This window comes from Janthinobacterium sp. C22 (assembly GCF_057919405.1).
This window is the reverse complement of record NZ_CP193659.1, coordinates 5555175-5575137: the sequence shown is the minus strand read 5'-3', so window position 1 is coordinate 5575137 and position 19963 is coordinate 5555175. Positions and strand designations below refer to the sequence as shown.

Genomic DNA, 19963 nt, shown 5'->3' with positions numbered 1-19963 from the left:
GCCCCTTAGTTGGACGCCTGGCGGCGCTGGTAGATGCGCGCCGCGCGCGCCTTCAGGGTGGCGGCGGCCGTGTGGTTGCCATTGCGTTCGGCCAGAAGGGCCAGATGGCACAGCGCCTCGTAATGGTCGGGCTGCAGGTAGATGCAGCGGCGCCAGTAGTCGTCGGCCAGGTCCATCTTGCCGGCCAGTTCATTGATGATGCCCAGCATGAAATACGCTTCCGCTGCCTCGGGAACTCTCGCCAGGTGGGCATGGCATTTCTCTCCGGCCTCGCGCAACTGGCCGCGGTCGGCCAGCAGGCGCGCCTCGGCCAGCAAATCGGCTGGCGCGGCCGGTGCCGGCGCGGGCGACGGCACGGACACGGGGCGCGTGCGCGGCGCCGCCGGCGGGACGGGCGCGGCGGAAGAGGGGGCTGCCGGGGGCGCCCTGGCGCGGGCGGCACGCTGCGCAGGGGACGCGCGGCAGGCAGCGGCGCCACCTGCGCGGGACCGGCCGGCGCCGCCGTTTCCTTCTTCAGGGCGAAGGCCTGGCGGAACTGCAGCGGCGCAAAGCCGTTCTGGCAGAACGAGGGCACTTCCGCATAGCCGGCCAGCAACATGCCGTCGTCGGCCAGCAGGGCGGACAGATTGGCGATGGCGGCGCGCGTGGTCGGCTTGTCGAAGTAGATCAGCAGGTTGCGGCAGAAGATGACGTCGTAGTGGCGGCTGTAGGTGGCGGTATCGAACTGCAGCAGATTGCCCTGTCTGAAGGTCACCTGTTCGCGCAGGGAGTCGATGATGCGGTAGGCGTCGTCGGCCACGTGCGTGAAATAGCGCTCGCGGAAGGCCACGTCCTGCGCGCGGAAGGCGTTGCGGCCGTACACGCCGGCCTGCGCCCGCTCGATGCAGCCGGGGCTCAGGTCATACGCGTCGATGCTGAACGCCTGTTTCGGCACGCCGCCGTCGCGCAGCGCCATGGCCATCGAATACGGTTCCTCGCCGCCCGCGCACGGAATCGACAGGATGCGCGTGGCGCGTCCCCGGGTCCAGCGTTCCTGCACCAGTTCGACGGTGGCGTAGAACGCCTGCGGATCGCGGAACAGCCACGATTCGGGCACCACCACCAGCTCGATCAATTGCGTCATTTCAGCCGGCGTGAGCGCCTGCAGATAGGCTTCGCTATCGCTGAAGCCCGTCTGCTCCATGCGCTGGTTGACGGCCCGCTCGGCCACGGATTTGGACACCGACAGGCCGGTCGCGCGGCGCAGCAGGGCTTGCGCCGTCATGCCGCGCTCGCGTCTTGAAACAGCAGCGCGCGCACGTCCGGCGGCAGCAGGTGTTCCAGCTCGACCAGCTGCACGATGCCGTCGGCATCGCTGGCCACCTGGCCCAGGAAGGGCGCCGTCGCCACGCCGCTGTCTTCAAGCCCTTGCGGGTCGATATCGGCGATGCCGCGCACCTGCGAAGCGAGCAAGCCCAGCGTGTGCGTGGCGCCGCCTGGCGCGCGGTAGTCGACGATGACGATGCGCGTGTCGAACTGCGCGGCGGCGGCCGCCAGCCCTGCCAGGCGCGACAGGTCGATCACGGGCACGGGCGTGCCGTGCAAGTCCATCAGACCAGCCACGTAGTCTGGCGTGAGCGGCAACTGTTTCAGCTCCAGCAGCGGCAGGACGCGCACGATGCCGGCCAGGGGCAGGCCGTAGCGGTCGCGTCCGATGTGAAAGAGCAGCACTTTCATGGGATCAGATGGTGACGGCGAAGGTCGACACGCTCGACTGCAGGTCGCCCGCCGCATATTGCAGCTGGTGCACCGCTTCGCTGGTGGCTTTTAATGACTCCACCGTCTGCTGCGTGGCGTCGTTGAGCTGCATCATGGTGTCGGAGATCTGCGAGGCGCCGATCGCTTGCGACTGCATGCCTTGCAGCACGGCGTCGAATTGCGGCGTGAGTTTCTGTACCTGGTCCATCACGGACGACAGCTGCTCGGCCACCTGGCGTACCTCGCCCACGCTGCGGCGAATTTCTTCCGAGAATTTATCCATGCCCATCACGCTGGCGGACACGGCCGACTGCATTTCCTTGAGCATTTGCTCGATATCCCAGGTGGAAACGGAGGTCTGGTCCGCCAGGCGGCGGATTTCCGTCGCCACTACGGAGAAGCCGCGGCCCGCCTCGCCCGCCTTTTCCGCCTCGATGGCGGCGTTCAGCGACAGGATGTTGGTCTGGTCCGCCACTTTCGTGATGGTGATCAGTACGCTATTGATATTGCTGGCCTTTTCCGACAGGGCGGCCAGCTTGGCGTTGATGGAATCGGTGGCCGAAACCATGTGCTGCATGGTCGAATCCATGCGCTTGAGGTTATTCTGCGCTTCGGCGGTCGCATTCGTCGTGTAGTCGGCCACGGCGGTGGCGTCTTCCATGGTTTTGAGCAACTGGCTCGTGTTGGCCGAGATTTCCTTGGTGGTGCTGAGGATTTCCACGCTCGTTTGCGCTTGCTCAATGCCCGTGGCTTCCTGCTGGCGCGCCGAGGCGGCGATTTCCGTGGCGGACGTCGTCACCTGGATGCCGGCCTTTTGCACATTGTTGAGCAGGCTGCGCAGGTTTTCGAACATCTTCGCCAGGCCGTTGCCCAGCTGGCCGATAGCGTCGCTGCCCGTGATGCCGACCTTGCCCGTCAGGTCGCCCGAGGCCGCCTTGGACACCACTTCCAGCAAGGAATCGACCTTGGCCCGCAAGCTATTCGTCGCGGCCAGTTCGTTGGCCTGGTTGTCCTGGATGGTTTGCGCCATGCGGTTGAACTCTTCCGTCACCTTGCCCAGTTCGTCGCGCGAGAGGATGGCGGCGCGTGCGCTTTGCTCGCCGCCGGCGATGCGCCCGACGGCGTCCGTCAGGCTGTTCAGCGGGCCGAGGATGGTACGGCCCAGCAGGTAGGAAATGCCCAGCGCCAGCACCACGCACAGCAGGCCGCCCAGGGCCAGGGTCAGCATCATGGTTTCCTGCAATTTTGCCGTGGTGGCCGTGCGCTCTGCCAGCAGGCGCGATTCTTCCGCCGCCACTTCGTCGAGCAGCTTGTTCGCTTGCGCGACGGCCGGGTAGCCGGTCGGCGGCATGGTGCGCGCCACCGCTTCCGTGGCGCCCGGCGCATTGCCCAGCGCGCGGCGCTTCTCGATCAGGGGATGGATCCACTCCTTGACCCAGGTGCTGGTCAGCTGGTCGATCTTGCGGAAGCGTTCCGACTGCACCTTGTTGTCGACCGTCATGGCGATGGCTTTTTGCGTGTGCTGGCTCAACACCCCTGTTTCATCGGTTTCCGGCGTCAGCGAGGCTTCGCTGCCGGTCAGGATGAAACCGCGCGCCTCCACCTGGATTTGCAGGATGGAATTGTGAATCTTGTCGATCTCGACCAGCACTTCCATCGTATGGCGGTCCCATGCATTGGCCTCGGACAGGCGCGCAAAGCTGTTGTAGGCCACGCCCAGCAGGATCAGGATGATGGCCACGATGGAGCCGAAGCCCAGGTACAGTTTATTCTTGATACTCAGGTCTTTGAACATGGTGGCTCCGGAAGCGGGAAGTTTTCGACTAAGAGCGCCTAACAGAACCGTAGCGAGCGGCAGCGAGTTGCGGCTGAGAAGCGCAACTGTGCGCATGCACAGTGAGCATCGCAGGCCGCAAATCGCGACGCGCAGTAGGTTATGTTAGGTGCTCTAAATTGCACTGTAGCATTTTGCCACGGGGACAGCAAAATGGGGGTGATCCGGGTGCGTGCAGGGCCGTAAATCGTGGCCGAGTGCGTTTCAAACGTAAAAAAGCCGCCCGTGGGCGGCTTTCGGCGGGCGCGGGAGGCGGTGCCTCCCTGCCAGCAATTACTTCTGGCCCCGTTTTTCGCGGGCGATGGCGGCGATGCGCATGCGCAAGGCGTTCAGCTTGATGAAACCGCCGGCGTCGGCCTGGTTGTAGGCGCCGCCGTCTTCGTCGAAGGTGGCGATGTTCATATCGAACAGCGAATCGGTCTTCGAGTCGCGCGAGACGACGATGACATTGCCCTTGTACAGCTTGATGCGTACCCAGCCGTTCACGGTTTCCTGCGTGTGGTCGATCAGGGTTTGCAGGGCCACGCGCTCGGGCGCCCACCAGTAGCCGTTGTAGATCATCGACGCGTAGCGCGGCATCAGGTCATCTTTCAGGTGGGCCACTTCGCGGTCCAGGGTGATCGATTCGATGGCGCGGTGGGCCTTGAGCATGATGGTGCCGCCCGGGGTTTCATAGCAGCCGCGCGACTTCATGCCGACGTAGCGGTTTTCCACCAGGTCCAGGCGGCCCACGCCATGCTTGCCGCCAACCTTGTTCAGTTCGGCCAGCACGGTGGCGGGCGACATGCGCACGCCGTTGATGGCGACGATGTCGCCTTTTTCGTATTCGATGTCCAGGTATTCCGCTTCGTCCGGCGCCTTTTCAGGGCTGACGGTCCAGCGCCACATCGTTTCTTCCGCTTCGGCGCTCGGGTTTTCCAGGTGGCGGCCTTCAAAGCTGATGTGCAGCAAGTTGGCATCCATCGAGTACGGCGCGCCGCCGTTCTTGTGCTTCATGTCGATTTCGATGCCGGCGTCTTCCGCGTACTTCAGCAGTTTTTCGCGCGACAGCAGATCCCACTCGCGCCATGGGGCGATGATCTTCACGCCTGGCTTCAGGGCGTAGGCGCCCAGTTCGAAACGCACCTGGTCGTTGCCCTTGCCGGTGGCGCCGTGCGAGATGGCGTCGGCGCCCGTGGCGTTGGCGATTTCGATCAGGCGCTTGGCGATCAGCGGACGGGCGATCGAGGTGCCCAGCAGGTATTCGCCTTCGTAGACGGTGTTGGCGCGGAACATCGGGAAGACGAAATCGCGCACGAATTCTTCGCGCACGTCTTCGATATGGATGTTTTCCGGCTTGATGCCGAACTTGATGGCCTTGGCGCGCGCCGGTTCCAGTTCTTCGCCCTGGCCCAGGTCGGCCGTGAAGGTGACGATTTCGCACTGGTAGTTATCTTGCAGCCATTTCAGGATGACGGAGGTGTCGAGTCCGCCGGAATAGGCCAGGACTACTTTTTTAATGTCGCTCATATTGCTTCCAGTTGTCGTTGTCGATGTATGTATTGCGATGCTGCCAGGTTTTATGCAGTGCCAGGCGAATTAGTGGATTTTACCCAGTAACAGGTATTCGATCAGCGCTTTTTGCACGTGCAAGCGGTTTTCCGCCTCGTCCCACACCACCGACTGGGGGCCGTCGATCACTTCGGCGGCCACTTCCTCGCCGCGGTGGGCGGGCAGGCAGTGCATGAACAGCGCGTCGGGCGCGGCGCGGGCCATCTTCGCGCCATCGACGATCCAGCCGTCGAAGGCGGCGATACGGGCCGCGTTTTCCGCTTCATAGCCCATGCTGGTCCACACGTCCGTGTTGACCAGGTGCGCGCCTGCGCAGGCGTCGGACGGGTCGGCGAAGAAGGTGTAGCGCTCGGTCTTGACTTGCGACAGGTCGATGTCGTAGCCCTTCGGCGTCGAGACGTTGACGTGGAAGCCGAACACTTCGGCCGCCTGCAGCCACGAGTACAGCATGTTGTTGGCGTCGCCGATCCAGGCGACGACCTTGCCGGCGATCGAGCCGCGGTGTTCGATGTAGGTGAAGATATCGGCAAAGACCTGGCAGGGGTGGTGTTCATTCGTCAGGCCATTGATCACCGGCACGCGCGAATTGGCGGCGAAACGCTCGATGATGTCCTGGCCGAAGGTGCGCACCATGATGATGTCGCACATGCGCGACATGACCTGGCCCGCGTCTTCCACCGGCTCGCCGCGGCCCAGCTGGGAGTCGCGCGTGTTCAGGTAGATGGCGGCGCCGCCCAGCTGATGCATGCCCGCTTCGAACGACAGGCGCGTGCGGGTGGAGTTCTTTTCAAAGACCATCACCAGGGTGCGGTCGATCAGTGGATGGTAGATTTCGTAATTCTTGAACTTGCGCTTGATCAGATGGGCGCGTTCGATCACATATTCGTACTCTTCCAACGTGAAATCGGAGAACTGGAGGTAGTGCTTGATCGGTTTTTTTGTCGACATAATGACCACTTGAAGATGCGCAGGCCGCCGGCGGCGTGCCTTTCCCGCCGGGTTGCATCAGCGTACAACATCTCGTCTGATGACTGCCTCGCCCGGCGCGCTGCTGTGTTGATCGGTGCCCGCGCCTGTTTGTCGCGCGGGCCGATGCGGTTTGCCAAGTTGAAAATAATGCAATGGCAAGTACTTCAGCCGTTCAATTATAAGGGTTTTGCTTTTAGATTGGAAAGACCGTCCGGGCGCGTACTTGTATAGGCAAGCGTGCGCCCGGGCAAAGGGCGGCGGATTAATAGATGCTGGCGGGCGCGGCCCCGTCCAGCTGGGGCGCCACCAGGGGCAAGTCCAGGGTAAAGCGCGTGCCGGCGGGGCTGCTGGCCACCTGGATGGTGCCGCCCAGCAGGGCCGTGACGATGTTGTAGCTGATCGACAAACCCAGGCCGCTGCCGCCCTGGCCCAGCTTGGTGGTAAAGAAGGGGTCGAAGATGCGCGACAGATGCTGTTCGGCGATGCCGCCGCCATTGTCGGCGAAGACGATACGCACGCGCGCGCCATCGGGCGCGGCGGACAGGCGCATGCAGCCCGCGCCGGCGGCGCCATCGTTGGGCGCGAGGGGAAAGGCGTGCAGCAGGGCGTTGTTGATCAGGTTGGTGATCACCTGGCCGAACGGACCCGGATAGCTGTCCATGGCGATGCCGAAGTCGATCTCCATCTCGATGCGGTGGCCCGAACTGCGGATGCGGTTCATGACGGTGGCGATGATTTCATTGCTCACCTGTTGCAGGTCGAACTGGCGCCGCTGCTCGGTGGTGCGGTCGACGGCCACCTGCTTGAAACTGTTGACCAGGTCGGCCGCGCTGTGCAGGCCGCGCATCACCAGCGCCGACGCCTTGCCCGCATCCTCGATGTAGGCGGCCAGGTCCGAGCGGCGCAGCCCAGGGCCGTTCATCAGGCGTTCCACGTCTTCCGTCTTTTGCTGCATGGTGCTGGCGATCAATAAACTGTTGCCGATCGGGGTATTCAGTTCATGCGCCACGCCGGCCATCAAGGAACCCAGGGCGGCCAGTTTTTCCTGCGACGCCAGCTGCGCCTGGGCGTCTTGCAGCTGCCGGTAGGCGCTGGCATTGTCGAGCGCGATGGCGCCATACGCGCACAGGGTGCGGAAGATCAGGCGTTCGCGTTCACCGTAGGCGTGGGCATGGCAAGCCTGCACCGTCATCACGCCCAGCACGCGCTCGCCCACCGTCAGGGGCACGTACAGCACGCTCTGGTTATGCAGGGTGCCGGGCACGGTGTAGGCGTGGCGCTTGGGCGGCACCTGGTCGATATACACTTCGCGCCGGCCCAGCAGGCAGCGCACGGAGTAGGCGCGTGGGTTGCTCAGTGGAATGGCGTTGTCGGACAGGGGCCGGCCCGCCTCCATGCCGTGCGCGCGGCGCAGCGCCGTGCCCGCCGCATCGAGCATGTAGACGGCGAAGGTATTGACTGGCAGCAAGGCATGCACGTGGCGGTCCAGGACCTGGAACACGGCGCTGGCGTCCAGGTGGGTGGTGATTTCCTGGCCGATGGCCGACAGCCGCTCCAGCGTATCGCTGGTCTGCTGCAATACTTCGGCGCGGCGCGCTTCGGAGGCGGCCAGTTCGCGGTGATGATAGCCTTCCGAGCGCGCATGTTCCGTCTGGTGGTAGACCTGCATGGCGGTGGCGCGGTTGCTCGCTTGCTGGGTGTGGCTTTTTCGCGCGCCACGCCCGCGTCGAGGGCGATATCGTAGGCGCGCGCATAGTCGCCCGCATGCGCGTATTCGCGCGCCAGCGCATCGAGCAGTTCGCCGGGCGGCACATAGCCGTCGATGGAGGCGGCCACCTGCAGCGCCTGGTGCAGGAAATGCAGGGCGGGATTGCGTTCCTGCATGCCTGCCGGCGGCGGCAGGTCGTGGCGGGCATGCAGCATGGACAGGACGCGCAGCGCGGCGACCTGGTGCATGGCGTCGCCCTGCGCGGTGGCCAGCTGGCAAGCCCGTTCGGCCGCCTGCAGCGCTTCGTCCGGGCGGTCCAGGTAAGACAGCGCATGGGCGCTGCCGCGCTGCGCCATGCTGCGGAAATCGGCCTGGCCCAGCGCTTCGGCGCGCTGCGCCAGCCGGCTGAAGGCGTCGAGCGCCGTGTCGTAGTCGCCCTTGTCCAGACTCAGTTCGCCCAGGTGGAACAGGGCGTTGGCATAGGTGCGCGCGCCCGCCACGGGGCCAGGATGTGCAGCGCTTCGCGCAGCAAGTCTTCGGCGGCGGCCAGGCGCCCCAGCTTGCGCATGGTTTCGGCCGTATGCGTCTGGCAGGCGCCGATGCTGCGCGGCCAGCCGGTGGGGCGCGCCAGGTCCAGCGCGCACTGCATCCATTCGAGGGCCGATTCGTTGTCGTTGAGGCTGGAGAAACAGTCGCCGATATTGATGGCGGCCGTGATCGCGCCGCGCAGCTGGCCGCTTTCCAGGGCCGCCTCATAGCTTTGCATGTAGTGGCCGGCGGCCGTGCCCAGGTCGCGCGAGGTGTGCGCCAGCAAGCCGCGGAAGTCGTGCACCCAGGCGGCCAGCGGCGCGGGCAGCTTGCCGCTGCCGTTGTCTGCCTGGAAGTGGCCGCCCCAGCGGGCCTGGGCGGCCGGCGCGTCGCGCAGGACGGCCCAGCGCGCCGTGGCCGCGTCGGCCAGGCTGGCGCGCATCGCATCGCCGGCGCCGCGCGCTTGCTGCGCCGCCGCCCGCAGTTCGGCATCGCAGCGGGCATGGTCGCCGCGGTCGACGGCGATCGAGGACAGCAGCCAGTGGGCGTCGGCGCAGCCGGCCCCATCGCCGTGCGTGTCACAGGTGGCGTGCGCCGCCAGGGCCAGGCTTTCCGCGGAGTCGAGCGCGCCTTGCAGCCAGGCCAGCTCCGCCTGCACCAGTTGCAGGCGCGCGCGCGCCTGTTCCAGTGCGGCCGCTTCCAGGCCGGCCAGCGGCAGCAGCAGATGCGCTTCCTCGCTCAGTTGACTTGCTCTATTGCAATCCCGCTGGCGCAAATGCCAGGACAGCAACAGCAGCAGCGGTACGCGCCCGGCGCCGCGCAACGGCAGCAATGCGCTTTCCCACTGCGCTACGTCATGTTCGAGCGCGAACATTTCCATTCAAGCATTCTCCCCGCAAACAGTGGTGCCAGCCTGCGACCGTACAGGCCATGCGTCATCGCATTGTAAGCTGCATTCAGGGGAATTGTTCAGTCTGCAGGACAGAATTGTGCGTCCCGCGCGGGCGCCACGGCAGGGCGTTTACCCAGCCGTGCCACCTCCAGTTGGCGCCGCCTAGCGTGACACCAGGCGGATGCTGGCGCTGCCGCTCACGGTGCTGGCGCTGCGCATGTCGGCAGGCATGCGCAAGCCGGGCAGGAACTGGGCGTCGTCGATCACCACGCGCTCGCCTTCATTGCTGAAGACGAAGGTGGCGCCCTGCCTGGTGACGAATTGGCCGGGACCCGTGGGGTAGATTTCCACGCTGGGCTTTGCCTGCCATTCCCGGTCATCGATCAGGCGGCCAAAGAAATGGGTGTCCTGCTGGTGGACTTCCAGCCGTTGCCCATTCGACAGGCGGTATTGCTGCTCGATGTCGAAGGCTTCCTGTGCCGTGACGTGATAGTAGCTGCCAGAGGTGACGCGCACGCTGTCTGCGGCTTGCGGCGCCATCGCGGTCTGGGCCTGGGCCGTGCCGCCGGCAAGGGCGAAGAGTGCGGCGAGGAGGGGAGGAAGCGTTTGGTATGCATGACACTCACCTTCGATCAGGATGACAGGATGGGTTGGAGTTAGATCGTGTGGTCGCTGGCGGGTTTCCGGCAGGGACTGGTGTCAAATTAGCAAACGCGCCTGGCCACCGCCAGCGGCAGGCAACGGACGGCAGGTTTGACGCGTTGAAATGCCTAAAACGGCGGATGAATGGTTTTGGAATTAAAGTCGAAAAACAAGCTCGGCGGCAAAATGAAATTTTGTTCGCCGAGGTTTTGTTGCTGCTTTATTTGTGCCGCGGCGTATGCTTAATACAGCGTCTGCGCCGATTCGTGCAGCAGCTGGCCGTACAAGGTATGGCGCATCTTGGCGATCTTGCCTTCAGACAAGGCTTGCAGGATGGCGCACTGGGGCTCGATCAGGTGACGGCAGTTATAGAACTTGCAGCCGCCCAGGTAGGGCTGGAATTCGCGGAAGGCGCGCTCGAGCATGCCTTCGCTCAAGTGGTACAGGCCGAATTCCTGGAAGCCGGGCGAGTCGATGATGGAGCTGTTGGCGCCCAGTTCATCGAGCTTGTACAGGCGCGTGAAGGTCGTCGTGTGCTTGCCCGTGTCGAGCGCGGCCGAGATTTCGCGCACGGCGATGTCCGCGTCCGGCACCAGCAGGTTGATCAAGGACGACTTGCCCATGCCCGACTGGCCGATCAGGATCGACGACTGGCCCGCCAGCAGCGGCGCCAGGGTGGCGACCGCGTGCTCCGGTTCGGCGCGCGCCGACACTTCATCGACGGGATAGCCCATCGAGGAATACGGCAGCAGGCGCTCGCGGGCCCGTTCCAGCGAGGCCGTCACGTCCGTTTTATTCAGGATGATGCGCGCCTCGATGCCGGCCGCGTCGGCCGCCACCAGCGAGCGCGAGATCAGGTCGTCGGCAAAGCCCGGTTCCGTCGCCACGACGATGAACAGCTGCGTCAAATTGGCGGCCAGCAGCTTCGATTTGTACTGGTCCGAGCGGTATAGCAGGGTCTTGCGTTCCTCGATGCGGTCGATGACGGCCTGGTCGTTCGAGGTGCGCGTCAGGTGCACGATGTCGCCCACGGCCACATTGGTTTTCTTGCCGCGCGTTACGCATTGCAGCTTGGCGCCGTCCACGTCGGCCAGGTAATGGCGGCCGTGGGCGGCGATGATGATGCCCGTCAACTTGCCTTCGCTCATGGAGCCACCTGGCTGCTCTGGAAGATGAGGTCAGCCTTGGCGGCGCAGATGAAGTCGTTTTCGGACAGGCCGCCGGCACCCTGGTTGACCGAGTGCGTATCGTAGCGCACGGCGCAGGTTTTGTAAGTAATGATGAGCTCCGGATGGTGGTCTTGCGTATGGGTCATATAGGCCAGGGCGTTCACGAACGCCAGGGTCTGGTAGTAATTCTTGAAGCCGAAGTCGCGGCACAGCTTGCCATTTCGCACGCTCCATTGCGGCAGCAGGGCGTGCAGGGTGGCAATATCCGTGTCGCCCAGCGCCTGCTGGCGCGGCGCGCAGGACAGTTGGGCCAGGTCTTGCGAAGTCGATGGCGTATTCATGTCGTAGCCCCTTTCAGGTGGCGGATGCGCACGCTGGCCGGCGGGTGGCTATCGTAAAAGGCCGAGTGCAGCGGGTCGGGCGTCAGGGTCGACGCATTGTCCTCGTACATTTTCACGAGGGCCGAGACCAGGTCGTCCGCCTGCGTGTGCGTGGCGGCGAAGGCGTCGGCTTCGAATTCGTGCTTGCGCGAGCTGAGCGAGGTCAACGGTCCCAGCAGGAAGGTGAAGACGGGCAAGGCCAGCATGAACAGCAGCAGGGCCAGCGCGTCCGTCGGCTGGCCCGTCAAGGCCAAGGCCACGGGATCGACGCCCAGGCCCGCATAGAACCAGGGCTGCGTCTTCAGGAAGCCCAGCAGTGCCAGAAAGCCCAGCGAGATGACGAACATCATGGCGATGCGCTTGACGATGTGCTTGAGCTTGAAATGCCCCAGTTCATGCGCCAGCACGGCCTCGATTTCCTGCGGCGCCAGGCGCGACAGCAGGGTGTCGAAGAAGACGATGCGCTTGTTGGCGCCAAACCCCGAGAAATATGCATTGCCGTGGGCGCTGCGCTTCGAGCCGTCCATGACGAACAGGCCTTTCGAGGCGAAACCGACGCGCTGCATCAAGCCTTCGATGCGGCTTTTCAGGGATTCATCGGCCAGCGGCGTGAATTTGTTGAACAGGGGGGCGATGACGGTGGGAAACAGCACCATCATCAGCAACTGGAAGCCGCTCCAGACGAACCAGGCGTACAACCACCACAGGCCGCCCGACTTGGCCATCAGGGTCAGCACGACCCAGATCAGGGGCAGGCCAATGGCCGCGCCCAGGCCCACGCCCTTGAGCATGTCCGTGAAGAACAGCTTGCGCGCCATGGTGTTGAAGCCGAAACGTTGCTCCAGCACAAACTGGCGGTAGTAATCGAAGGGCAGGTCGATCAGGCCGGAAATGACGGCAAAGGCGGCAATCAGGCCGATCTGGTACAGCATGGGCGAACCCGCTCCCATCCATTCATTCAGGTGCAGCGCCAGCCATTGCAAGCCGCCCAGCAGGGTAAAACCGATCAGCACGGCATAGTTGACCAGCAAGGTCAGCAGGCCGAACTTTGTCTTGGCCACCGTATAGTCGGCCGCCTTCTGGTGCGCGGCCAGCGGGATCTTTTCCGCGAATTCGGGCGGGACAGCCGCGCGGTGCGCCAGCACGTGGCGGATCTGCCGCGAAGCGAGCCAGAAGCGCACGGCCAGGGTCAAAACGAGGACGGATACAAACAAAATCGAAAACGCGAGTGAATACATTCTGTGCCTGTGAGAAAATGGCTGATTATTTAGTTTGATTAGGCCAAGAGAGAATTATGTCACAAGCGACCGACTTAACCGCATCCACCCCCGCACCTGCCGTCCCGGCACGTCCCAACGAGATGAACCTGGTCTGGGTCGACATGGAAATGACGGGCCTGGAGCCCGATACCGACCGCATCATCGAGGTGGCGGTGGTGGTGACGGACATGCACTTGAACCTGCTGGCCGAAGGCCCCGTGTTCGTGATTCACCAGTCGGATGAAACCCTGAACAAGATGGATGCCTGGAACAAGGGCACGCACGGCCGCTCGGGCCTGATCGACAAGGTGAAGGCGTCGACCGTGACGGAAGCCCAGGCGGAAGCGGAACTGATCGCGTTCCTGAAGAAATACGTGTCTGCAGGCAAGTCGCCCATGTGCGGCAACACCATCGGCCAGGACCGCCGCTTCATGGTGCGCGGCATGCCGAAGCTGGAAGCGTTCTTCCACTACCGTAATGTTGACGTATCGACATTGAAAGAGCTGTGCAAGCGCTGGAAGCCGGAAATCGCCACCGGTTTCAAGAAACACCAGAAGCACACGGCGCTGGCCGATATTCTGGAATCGATCGAAGAGCTCAAGTACTACCGCGAGCATTTCATTAAGCTGTGATGGGGTTGTCGGCTTACGCGCTGCGCGCTAAGCCGACCTACCTGCTCTGGTCGGTTTCTCCGGTTGCTTTCCGGGTGTTGTCGGGTTACGCGCTGCGCGCTAACCCGACCTACGGGTTATTGCAACCGCTGGCGCAGGTCGGCGTAGGTCGGATTAGCGCAGCGTAATCCGACATGGCGATGGCCCCCGAACCTATCCGCTCGTCCCGACGGCAAGGCTGTGCCAAACCCCATCCTCACCCCGCCACTCCAGCGCAAACGGTCCCGTTTGCCGCAAGTCCGTGATCCATACGGTGTCGCCAGGCTGGCGGAAATATTCCACGCACTGGCCGAACGGCTGTCCCAGCCGGCGCAGCACCAATCCCTCGCCCGCCACGGCGCACCATTGCTCATTGACGTCGATCAAGGCCACGGCCGGGTCGCCATAGAATTCGCCCAGGCTGGCGTGACGCCCATCGGCGGCCAGTACGCTGGCGTGTTCGTATTCGTGCTGGACGATATATGCGGCGCTGCGCGCCAGTTCGTGTGTCGTCATGCGGTCTCCACGGTAGGCCAGACGGTTTCCTGGTCGGCGCGCGCCTCGGCGATCAGCCATTCGCAGAACGCGTGCACGAGGGGCCGCGTTTCCGCCTGGGGCGAACGCAGCAGATAGTAGCAGTGGGGGCCGCGCACGGCGTGTTCGAACACGCGCACCAGGCGGCCCGAGCGCAGATCGTCGCCGATCAGGGGGCTGGCGGCAATGGCCACGCCCTGGCCGCTGGCGGCCGCGTCCAGGCATAGATAGGTGTGCGAAAAGCGCGCGCCGCTGTTGCCGCTATTGCCGCTGTAATGCACGCCGCAGCTGTGCAGCCAGCGCGTCCAGTCGATTTCGCCTGGCAGGTGCACTTCCGGCTCGTCGTGCAGCAGCGGATAGCGCAGCAGGTCGGCGGGCTGGCGCAGGCTGGCCGCGTTGGCGCGGAAATCGGGGCTGCAGACGGCGGAAAACCATTCTTCCATCAATAGATCCACTTTCAGGCCCGGATAGCGGCCCGGTCCCAGGCGGATGGCCACGTCCACGCCATCGCGCGCCAGGTCGACCGGGTGCATCGACGCCAGCACGCGCAGTTCGATCTGCGGGTAGCGGTCGCGCAGGCGGCCCAGGCGCGGCATCAGCCAGCGCGAGACGAGCGAGCTGGTGGCCGTCACCGTGACGACCTTGTCGTCGCCCTGGCGCCGCGCCTGCTCGGAGACGTCGGCCAGCTGGTTGAGTATCGGCCCCAGCGAGGCCGCATAGCGCTGGCCGGCGCTGGTGAGCACCACGCCGCGCGGCAGGCGCTGGAACAGCACGATACCGAGCCACGCTTCCAGCTGTTTGACATGGTGGCCGATGGCGCCGGCCGAGACGTGTAATTCTTCGCCCGCGCGCTGGAAGCCTTCATGGCGGGCGGCCGCCTCGAAGGCGTGCAGGGCGGCGAGCGGTGGCAAGGGACGTGACATGGCGTTCTTAAGAGAAGTGAGCCTCAGTAATATTCGGCCTATCCGTGAAGAATATTGGTTTGTTTCATTTTGCGCAAGCGAATATGATGCCGTCACTGCGTGAATTGACCCGCAATAGGATTCACGCATGCACATCTCCCGGCCTGGCTGGGCATTTATATTTACAACGTTACAACGCCTGGGAAAACCGCCGCGCTACGCAGCAGGTTTGCCCAGGTGTACTCAAAGAGGTTTAGTCATGTCTGATCGCCGCGCCGTTGCGCTGGTGTTGCTGTCGGCCGCCGGTTTCGGCAGTTCCGCCGTGTTTGCCAAGGCGGCCTATGCGTCCGGGGTCAACCCGTCGACCATGCTGGCCTTGCGTTTCGTCATCGCCGCCATGCTGTTGCTGCCGCTCGTGTGGCTCGGCGGCTGGCGCTTGCCGCGCGGCCGCCTGCTGGCCGGCTACATGCTGATGGGCCTGATGTACACGGCTCAGTCGCAAGGCTATTTCAATGCCCTCATGTATGCCAGCAGCGGCCTGTGCGGCATGTTGCTGTACGTGTATCCCGTGCTGGTCACCATCCTTGCGCTGGCGCTGGGCTGGGAAAAGCTGGACCGGCGCATGCTGGTGCTGATGGCGCTGGCCATTGCCGGCATGGCCATCACCCTGGGCGGCAAGCTGCAGGGCCAGCCCATCGGCATCGCCCTGGCCCTGATGGCGGCCGGCGTGTACGCCGTGTACATCCTGTTTGGCAACAGCCTGTCGAAAAGCCGCGAGAATATTCACCCATTGGCCGCTTGCGTGGTGATTTTGGGCACGGCGGGCCTGTCGAACAGCGCGATTGCCTTGTGGCAGGGCGTTTCCCTGCCGGGCACGGCGACGGGCTGGCTGGCCGTCAGCGCCATCGCCCTGTTCTCGACGGCCATCGCGATTGCCGCCTTCTTTGCCGGCGTGGCGCAGATCGGCGCGGCCAAGGCTTCCATCATTTCCACCTTTGAACCCGTCATCACGATGGCGTTCGGCGTGACCTTGCTGAAGGAATCCGTCAGCGGCACGCAATTGCTGGGCGGCGCCATGGTGCTCGCCGCCGTGGTCTTGCTGGCGCAGCGTCCCGCGCCCAAGGCGGCGGCCATGCCGGCCGTGCAGGCCAGCGCCTGATCCTGTTTTTCCCGAACTGATCGGTTGTCTCGATCGGTCTCCTTTGCGCCGCGACGGGTTTCCTGTCGCGGCGCTTTTTTATGCGCGCACAAATAAGACTTGATTGCGAATGATTCTCATTTATAATCGATGTCAAGATTCCCCCACCACCAGCCAGCCCATGCCAGCCAGTGTTCGCCTTGAAAGGAGACACCGTGTTGAGCACGTTCCCTATTTGCAATACCGAGCTGGTCGCCAGCGAATTTGCCCGCCTGCGCCGCGAAAAGAAGGCTCGCCACCGCGACATCGCCGAGGAACTGGGCATAGCCGAAGGCGAGCTGATCGCCGCGCATGCGGGCCTGTCGCTGGCCGATGGCGCCTTGCTGGGCGCCGAGCGCCTGCAGGCCGACTGGCCCGCCATCATCGCCGCGCTGGAGCCGCTGGGCGAAGTCATGGCGTTGACGCGCAACGTTTCGTGCGTGCATGAAAAGACGGGCGTTTATCGAAAAGCCAGTCACAACAACCATGTGGGCCTGGTGCTGGGCGGCGACATCGACCTGCGCGTGTTTTACCGCCAGTGGGCGCATGGCTTTGCCGTTCGCGAGATGGGCGAGCACGAGGTGCAGCGCAGCCTGCAGTTTTTCGATGCGGCCGGCCATGCCGTGCACAAGATTTTCCTCAAGCCGCAAAGCGACCTGGCCGCCTACGACGCGCTGGTGACGCGTTTTGCCGCCGCGGACCAGGCGGCCGGCATCGCCGTGACGGCGCTGGCGCCGCCGCCGGCCGAATTGCCCGACGCGCAGATCGACGTGGCCGGCTTTCGCGCCGCCTGGGCCGACTTGCGCGACACGCACGAATTCTTCACTTTGCTGAAAAAATATGCGGTCTCGCGCCTGCAGGGCCTGCGCCTGGCCGAAGCGCGCTTCGTGCAGCAGATCGACAAATCCTGCGTGCTCGACCTGCTCAACGATGCCGCCCTCGAAAAAGTGTCCATCATGGCCTTCGTCGGCAATGCGGGCATGATCCAGATCCATTCAGGGCCCGTGCACAAGATCGCCGTGATGGGGCCATGGATCAATGTCCTCGACCAGCGCTTCAACCTGCATTTGCGCGAAGACCATATCGCCAGCGCCTGGGTGGTGAAAAAGCCGACCGTCGATGGCCTGGTGACGTCCGTGGAACTGTTCGACGCGAAGGGCGACACCATCGTCATGTTCTTCGGTGAACGCAAGCCGGGCATGCATGAATTGTGCGAATGGCGCCATATCGTCGACAGGGTGGCGCAGGAGGGCGAACTATGCGCCGCATGATCGCCGCCAGCGTGGCGCGCCGCATCGCGCTGAAAAAATGGGGGCCGGAGCGCTGGCCCTGGCCGCACCGATGCAGGTGCTGGCGGCAGTGACCGACGCGGGCAAGCCGCTGGCCAAGGCGCGGCGCATCGTCAGTGTGGGCGGCGCGCTGACGGAAATCGTCTACGCGCTCGATGCGCAGGGCGAACTGGTGGGCGTCGATACGACTTCGCTGTATCCGGCCGTGGCGCAGCAACTGCCGCAGGTGGGCTATGCGCGCACCCTGTCGGCCGAGGGCGTGCTGTCTCTGGCGCCCACGCAGCTGATCGCCACCGAGGAAGCGGGGCCGCAAGCGGTGCTGCGCCAGGTGCGCGACGCTGGCGTGCCGGTGGCGGTGCTCAGCGCGAACAACCAATTCGAAGGCTTGCTCGAACGGGTAAAACAGGTGGGCCGGATCACGGGACGTGCCGACCCCGCCGCGCGCCTGGCGCAAAGCCTGCAGCAGCAGTGGAGCGGCGCCCTGGCCAAGGTGCAGCAGCGCCAGCATGCGCCCGTACGCGTGCTGTTCATCCTCGCCCATGCGCCGAACCAGGTGATGGTGGGCGGGCGCGAGACGGGTGCCGACGCCATGCTCGCGTATGCGGGCGCCGTCAACGTGATGGGCGGGCAGGGCGGATTCGCCGGCTACAAGCCGCTGACGCCTGAAGCCGTGATCGCCGCGCGGCCCGATATCGTGCTCGTCACGGACCAGGGCTTGAAAGCTTCGGGCGGCGTGGACGGCATCCTGAAACTGCCAGGCCTGGCGCAGACGCCGGCCGGGCGCAAGCACCGCATCGTCTCGCAGGAAGCCATGCTGCTGCTGGGCTTTGGCCCGCGCATGCCGCAGGCGCTGGCCGAACTCGGCGCCGCTTTCGCCAAAGCCATGGCCGCATGAACGCGGCTTCCTGGACTCCGCCGCGCCTTGGCGCTGGCCGCCCTGGGGCGCCGGCGGGTTGCTGGCCGCCGCCCTGGCTTGCGGCTTGCTCGTCGCCGTGCAGGCGGGCGCCGTGCCCGTGACCTTGGCCGACTGGCTGGCGCCGTTTCAAACGGGCGACGCGGCGCTGTCCGGCGGCGCCTACGTGCTGTGGCATATCCGTTTGCCGCGCGCCCTGTTCGCCGCCCTGATCGGCGCCGCGCTGGCGCTGGCCGGCGGCCTGACGCAAGGGCTGTTCCGCAATCCGCTGGCCGATCCGGGCCTGCTGGGCGTGAGCAGCGGCGCCGCCTGCGCGGGCGCGGCCACCATCGTTTTTGCGGCCAGCCTGCACGTGGCGCCGGAACTGCGCGTGTGGCTGCTGCCCGCCGCCGCGTTTGCCGGCGCCATGCTCATCTGCGTGCTGCTCGACCGGGTCGCCCGCTGGGCCACGCCCGGCTCCATCGTCGGCCTGCTGCTGACGGGCGTGGCGCTGAACGCCATCACGGTGGCCGTCATGGGACTGTGCATCTACCTGGCCAGCGACGATCAATTACGCACCCTGACTTTCTGGACATTGGGTTCGCTGTCGGCCGGCAGCTGGCGTCAGGTGGCCGCTTTGCTGCTGGTGCTGGCGGGTGCGCTGTGGGCCACGCGATTCCTGATGCGTTCCCTGAACGCGCTGGCGCTGGGCGAGGCGCAGGCGCTGCACGTGGGTATCGACGTGGGCCGCTTGCGCACGCAGGTGATCGTACTGGTGGCCGTACTGACGGGGTTTGCCGTCGCCTGGTGCGGCGGCATCGGCTTCATCGGCCTGATCGCGCCGCACCTGGTGCGCACCTGGCTGGGCGCGGACCAGCGCAAGGTGCTGCCGCTGGCGATGCTGATGGGCGCCTTGCTGCTGCTGTCGGCCGATACCCTGGCGCGCACGGTCGCCATTCCCGCGGAAGTCCCCGTCGGTATTTTCACGGCCTTGCTGGGCGGGCCATTTTTCCTGATGCTGCTGCGGCGCTTCCGCCACGGCACCGCCTGAAAGGATGCGCATGACGCCTTTATTGGAACTCGCCTTCGCCACGACACAACTGGGTCAGCAGTATTTCGGCCCCTTCAATGTGCGGGTGGCGCCCGGCGAGCGCATCGCCATCCTCGGCCCCAGCGGCGCGGGCAAGTCGACCCTGCTCAAACTGATGGCGCGCGAATTGCATCCGCAGGCGGGCCAGCTGCTCTTCGCCGGCCGGCCGCTGGCGCAGTGGCCGCTGGCGGAACTGGCCCTGCGCCGCGCCGTCCTGCCGCAAGGTTCGAACGTGGCTTTCGGCTTGCCGTGCGAACTGGTGATCGGCCTGGGGCGGGTGGCGCGCCTGGCCGACCCGCAGCTGGAACGGATCGTGCAGGACGCGGCCGCCCTGGCGCATGCCGCGCATCTGCTGGGGCGGCGGCTCGACACCCTGTCCGGCGGCGAGCAGGCCAGGGTGCAATTGGCGCGCATCTTCGCGCAGATGTGGGATGTCGAAGATGGCTTGATACTTGTCGACGAACCTCTGGCGGCGCTCGATCCCGGCCTGCAGTTCGAGCTGCTCGACAGCCTGCGGCAGTTCTGCGCCGCGCGCGGCCACGCCGTTATCGCCATCCTGCACGATATCAACCACGCCTTGCTGGGCTTCGAGCGCCTGCTGCTGGTGCGTTCCGGCCAGCTGGTGGCCGATATCGCCAGCGATGCCGGCGCCGTGCCCGCCCTGGCCGCGCTGTACGGCATCGCCCTGACGACGGCGACCAGCAGCGACGGCGACGTCTGCGTCATCCCCGCCAGAAGCGCGGTGCGCAGGGCCGCCTGA

20 protein-coding genes are annotated in these 19963 nt (G+C 65.0%); 6 read left to right on the top strand and 14 right to left on the bottom strand.

The annotated features are described in order from the left end of the window. Nucleotides 1-52 precede the first annotated feature (52 nt). The 12 genes from ACRHIG_RS26110 to ACRHIG_RS26055 all read right to left on the bottom strand — a co-directional run bounded on the left by ACRHIG_RS26110 (nucleotide 53) and on the right by ACRHIG_RS26055 (nucleotide 12648). Nucleotides 53-1264 (bottom strand): CheR family methyltransferase, encoded by a 1212-nt coding sequence (locus ACRHIG_RS26110; protein ID WP_489628400.1) that lies wholly within the window; start codon nucleotides 1262-1264, stop codon nucleotides 53-55. Continuing rightward, entirely contained in the window at nucleotides 1261-1716 is a 456-nt protein-coding gene (locus ACRHIG_RS26105; protein ID WP_489628399.1) for a chemotaxis protein CheW, read from the bottom strand. Before ACRHIG_RS26105 ends, ACRHIG_RS26110 begins: the two co-directional genes overlap by 4 nt. A 4-nt stretch (nucleotides 1717-1720) precedes the next feature. Continuing rightward, nucleotides 1721-3532 carry a methyl-accepting chemotaxis protein gene (locus tag ACRHIG_RS26100; RefSeq protein ID WP_475417736.1) on the bottom strand — a complete coding sequence of 604 codons (1812 nt, stop codon included), beginning with the start codon at nucleotides 3530-3532 and terminating at the stop codon, nucleotides 1721-1723. A 312-nt stretch (nucleotides 3533-3844) separates the two neighbouring features. Beyond that, nucleotides 3845-5080, bottom strand: coding sequence for an argininosuccinate synthase (locus tag ACRHIG_RS26095; RefSeq protein WP_034759383.1), 1236 nt, complete (start codon nucleotides 5078-5080; stop codon nucleotides 3845-3847). A gap of 69 nt (nucleotides 5081-5149) precedes the next feature. Then, complete coding sequence (gene argF / locus ACRHIG_RS26090; RefSeq protein WP_475417737.1) at nucleotides 5150-6070, bottom strand: ornithine carbamoyltransferase; 921 nt, start codon at nucleotides 6068-6070, stop codon at nucleotides 5150-5152. Between the two features lie 283 nt (nucleotides 6071-6353). After that, nucleotides 6354-7529 carry an ATP-binding protein gene (locus tag ACRHIG_RS26085; RefSeq protein ID WP_489630876.1) on the bottom strand — a complete coding sequence of 392 codons (1176 nt, stop codon included), beginning with the start codon at nucleotides 7527-7529 and terminating at the stop codon, nucleotides 6354-6356. Continuing rightward, complete coding sequence (locus ACRHIG_RS26080) at nucleotides 7445-8299, bottom strand: hypothetical protein (protein ID WP_489628398.1); 855 nt, start codon at nucleotides 8297-8299, stop codon at nucleotides 7445-7447. Before ACRHIG_RS26080 ends, ACRHIG_RS26085 begins: the two co-directional genes overlap by 85 nt. Further along, nucleotides 8248-9201, bottom strand: coding sequence for a hypothetical protein (locus tag ACRHIG_RS26075; protein ID WP_489628397.1), 954 nt, complete (start codon nucleotides 9199-9201; stop codon nucleotides 8248-8250). The genes ACRHIG_RS26080 and ACRHIG_RS26075 overlap by 52 nt, the downstream gene beginning before the upstream one ends. Nucleotides 9202-9381: 180 nt before the next feature. Continuing rightward, nucleotides 9382-9759 carry a hypothetical protein gene (locus ACRHIG_RS26070; protein WP_489628396.1) on the bottom strand — a complete coding sequence of 126 codons (378 nt, stop codon included), beginning with the start codon at nucleotides 9757-9759 and terminating at the stop codon, nucleotides 9382-9384. Nucleotides 9760-10103: 344 nt separating this feature from the next. Continuing rightward, complete coding sequence (gene rsgA / locus ACRHIG_RS26065) at nucleotides 10104-11009, bottom strand: ribosome small subunit-dependent GTPase A (RefSeq protein WP_099665016.1); 906 nt, start codon at nucleotides 11007-11009, stop codon at nucleotides 10104-10106. Beyond that, nucleotides 11006-11371, bottom strand: coding sequence for a 4a-hydroxytetrahydrobiopterin dehydratase (locus ACRHIG_RS26060; RefSeq protein WP_489628395.1), 366 nt, complete (start codon nucleotides 11369-11371; stop codon nucleotides 11006-11008). Before ACRHIG_RS26060 ends, rsgA begins: the two co-directional genes overlap by 4 nt. Beyond that, nucleotides 11368-12648, bottom strand: coding sequence for a M48 family metallopeptidase (locus tag ACRHIG_RS26055; RefSeq protein WP_489628394.1), 1281 nt, complete (start codon nucleotides 12646-12648; stop codon nucleotides 11368-11370). The genes ACRHIG_RS26060 and ACRHIG_RS26055 overlap by 4 nt, the downstream gene beginning before the upstream one ends. A gap of 56 nt (nucleotides 12649-12704) precedes the next feature. Here ACRHIG_RS26055 and orn point away from each other — a divergent pair, with 56 nt between their 5' ends. Beyond that, nucleotides 12705-13301: an oligoribonuclease gene (gene orn, locus ACRHIG_RS26050; RefSeq protein WP_489628393.1), complete on the top strand. Its 597-nt coding sequence runs from the start codon at nucleotides 12705-12707 to the stop codon at nucleotides 13299-13301. Between the two features lie 192 nt (nucleotides 13302-13493). Here the strand turns inward: orn and ACRHIG_RS26045 are convergent, their stop codons facing one another. Further along, the gene (locus ACRHIG_RS26045) at nucleotides 13494-13835 is read right to left on the bottom strand and encodes a hypothetical protein (RefSeq protein ID WP_489628392.1); all 342 of its coding nucleotides are present in this window, start codon (nucleotides 13833-13835) and stop codon (nucleotides 13494-13496) included. Continuing rightward, nucleotides 13832-14776: a transcriptional regulator GcvA gene (gene gcvA, locus ACRHIG_RS26040; protein ID WP_034759349.1), complete on the bottom strand. Its 945-nt coding sequence runs from the start codon at nucleotides 14774-14776 to the stop codon at nucleotides 13832-13834. The genes ACRHIG_RS26045 and gcvA overlap by 4 nt, the downstream gene beginning before the upstream one ends. A gap of 238 nt (nucleotides 14777-15014) precedes the next feature. On the opposite strand from gcvA, the gene ACRHIG_RS26035 reads away from it, so the two are divergent. The 5 genes from ACRHIG_RS26035 (at nucleotide 15015) to ACRHIG_RS26015 (ending at nucleotide 19963) form a co-directional block, all read left to right on the top strand. Then, nucleotides 15015-15914, top strand: coding sequence for a DMT family transporter (locus ACRHIG_RS26035; protein WP_230505821.1), 900 nt, complete (start codon nucleotides 15015-15017; stop codon nucleotides 15912-15914). A 197-nt stretch (nucleotides 15915-16111) separates the two neighbouring features. Next, nucleotides 16112-17203, top strand: a complete 1092-nt coding sequence (locus ACRHIG_RS26030) for a hemin-degrading factor (protein WP_489630875.1) — start codon at nucleotides 16112-16114, stop codon at nucleotides 17201-17203. Between the two features lie 37 nt (nucleotides 17204-17240). Continuing rightward, nucleotides 17241-18116 (top strand): heme/hemin ABC transporter substrate-binding protein, encoded by an 876-nt coding sequence (locus tag ACRHIG_RS26025; protein ID WP_489628391.1) that lies wholly within the window; start codon nucleotides 17241-17243, stop codon nucleotides 18114-18116. A 58-nt stretch (nucleotides 18117-18174) separates the two neighbouring features. Next, nucleotides 18175-19164, top strand: coding sequence for a FecCD family ABC transporter permease (locus ACRHIG_RS26020; RefSeq protein WP_489628390.1), 990 nt, complete (start codon nucleotides 18175-18177; stop codon nucleotides 19162-19164). Between the two features lie 10 nt (nucleotides 19165-19174). After that, nucleotides 19175-19963: an ATP-binding cassette domain-containing protein gene (locus tag ACRHIG_RS26015; protein ID WP_489628389.1), complete on the top strand. Its 789-nt coding sequence runs from the start codon at nucleotides 19175-19177 to the stop codon at nucleotides 19961-19963.

Coding starts and splice junctions, on each gene's coding strand:
- ACRHIG_RS26110 (WP_489628400.1), bottom strand. CDS start 1,264: ATGACGGCGCAAGCCCTGCTGCGCCGCGCGACCGGCCTGTCGGTGTCC.
- ACRHIG_RS26105 (WP_489628399.1), bottom strand. CDS start 1,716: ATGAAAGTGCTGCTCTTTCACATCGGACGCGACCGCTACGGCCTGCCC.
- ACRHIG_RS26100 (WP_475417736.1), bottom strand. CDS start 3,532: ATGTTCAAAGACCTGAGTATCAAGAATAAACTGTACCTGGGCTTCGGC.
- ACRHIG_RS26095 (WP_034759383.1), bottom strand. CDS start 5,080: ATGAGCGACATTAAAAAAGTAGTCCTGGCCTATTCCGGCGGACTCGAC.
- argF (WP_475417737.1), bottom strand. CDS start 6,070: ATGTCGACAAAAAAACCGATCAAGCACTACCTCCAGTTCTCCGATTTC.
- ACRHIG_RS26085 (WP_489630876.1), bottom strand. CDS start 7,529: ATGCTCGATGCGGCGGGCACGGCGCTGCGCCGCGCGCACGGCATGGAG.
- ACRHIG_RS26075 (WP_489628397.1), bottom strand. CDS start 9,201: ATGTTCGCGCTCGAACATGACGTAGCGCAGTGGGAAAGCGCATTGCTG.
- ACRHIG_RS26070 (WP_489628396.1), bottom strand. CDS start 9,759: ATGGCGCCGCAAGCCGCAGACAGCGTGCGCGTCACCTCTGGCAGCTAC.
- rsgA (WP_099665016.1), bottom strand. CDS start 11,009: ATGAGCGAAGGCAAGTTGACGGGCATCATCATCGCCGCCCACGGCCGC.
- ACRHIG_RS26060 (WP_489628395.1), bottom strand. CDS start 11,371: ATGAATACGCCATCGACTTCGCAAGACCTGGCCCAACTGTCCTGCGCG.
- ACRHIG_RS26055 (WP_489628394.1), bottom strand. CDS start 12,648: ATGTATTCACTCGCGTTTTCGATTTTGTTTGTATCCGTCCTCGTTTTG.
- orn (WP_489628393.1), top strand. CDS start 12,705: ATGTCACAAGCGACCGACTTAACCGCATCCACCCCCGCACCTGCCGTC.
- ACRHIG_RS26045 (WP_489628392.1), bottom strand. CDS start 13,835: ATGACGACACACGAACTGGCGCGCAGCGCCGCATATATCGTCCAGCAC.
- gcvA (WP_034759349.1), bottom strand. CDS start 14,776: ATGTCACGTCCCTTGCCACCGCTCGCCGCCCTGCACGCCTTCGAGGCG.
- ACRHIG_RS26035 (WP_230505821.1), top strand. CDS start 15,015: ATGTCTGATCGCCGCGCCGTTGCGCTGGTGTTGCTGTCGGCCGCCGGT.
- ACRHIG_RS26025 (WP_489628391.1), top strand. CDS start 17,241: ATGGGGGCCGGAGCGCTGGCCCTGGCCGCACCGATGCAGGTGCTGGCG.
- ACRHIG_RS26015 (WP_489628389.1), top strand. CDS start 19,175: ATGACGCCTTTATTGGAACTCGCCTTCGCCACGACACAACTGGGTCAG.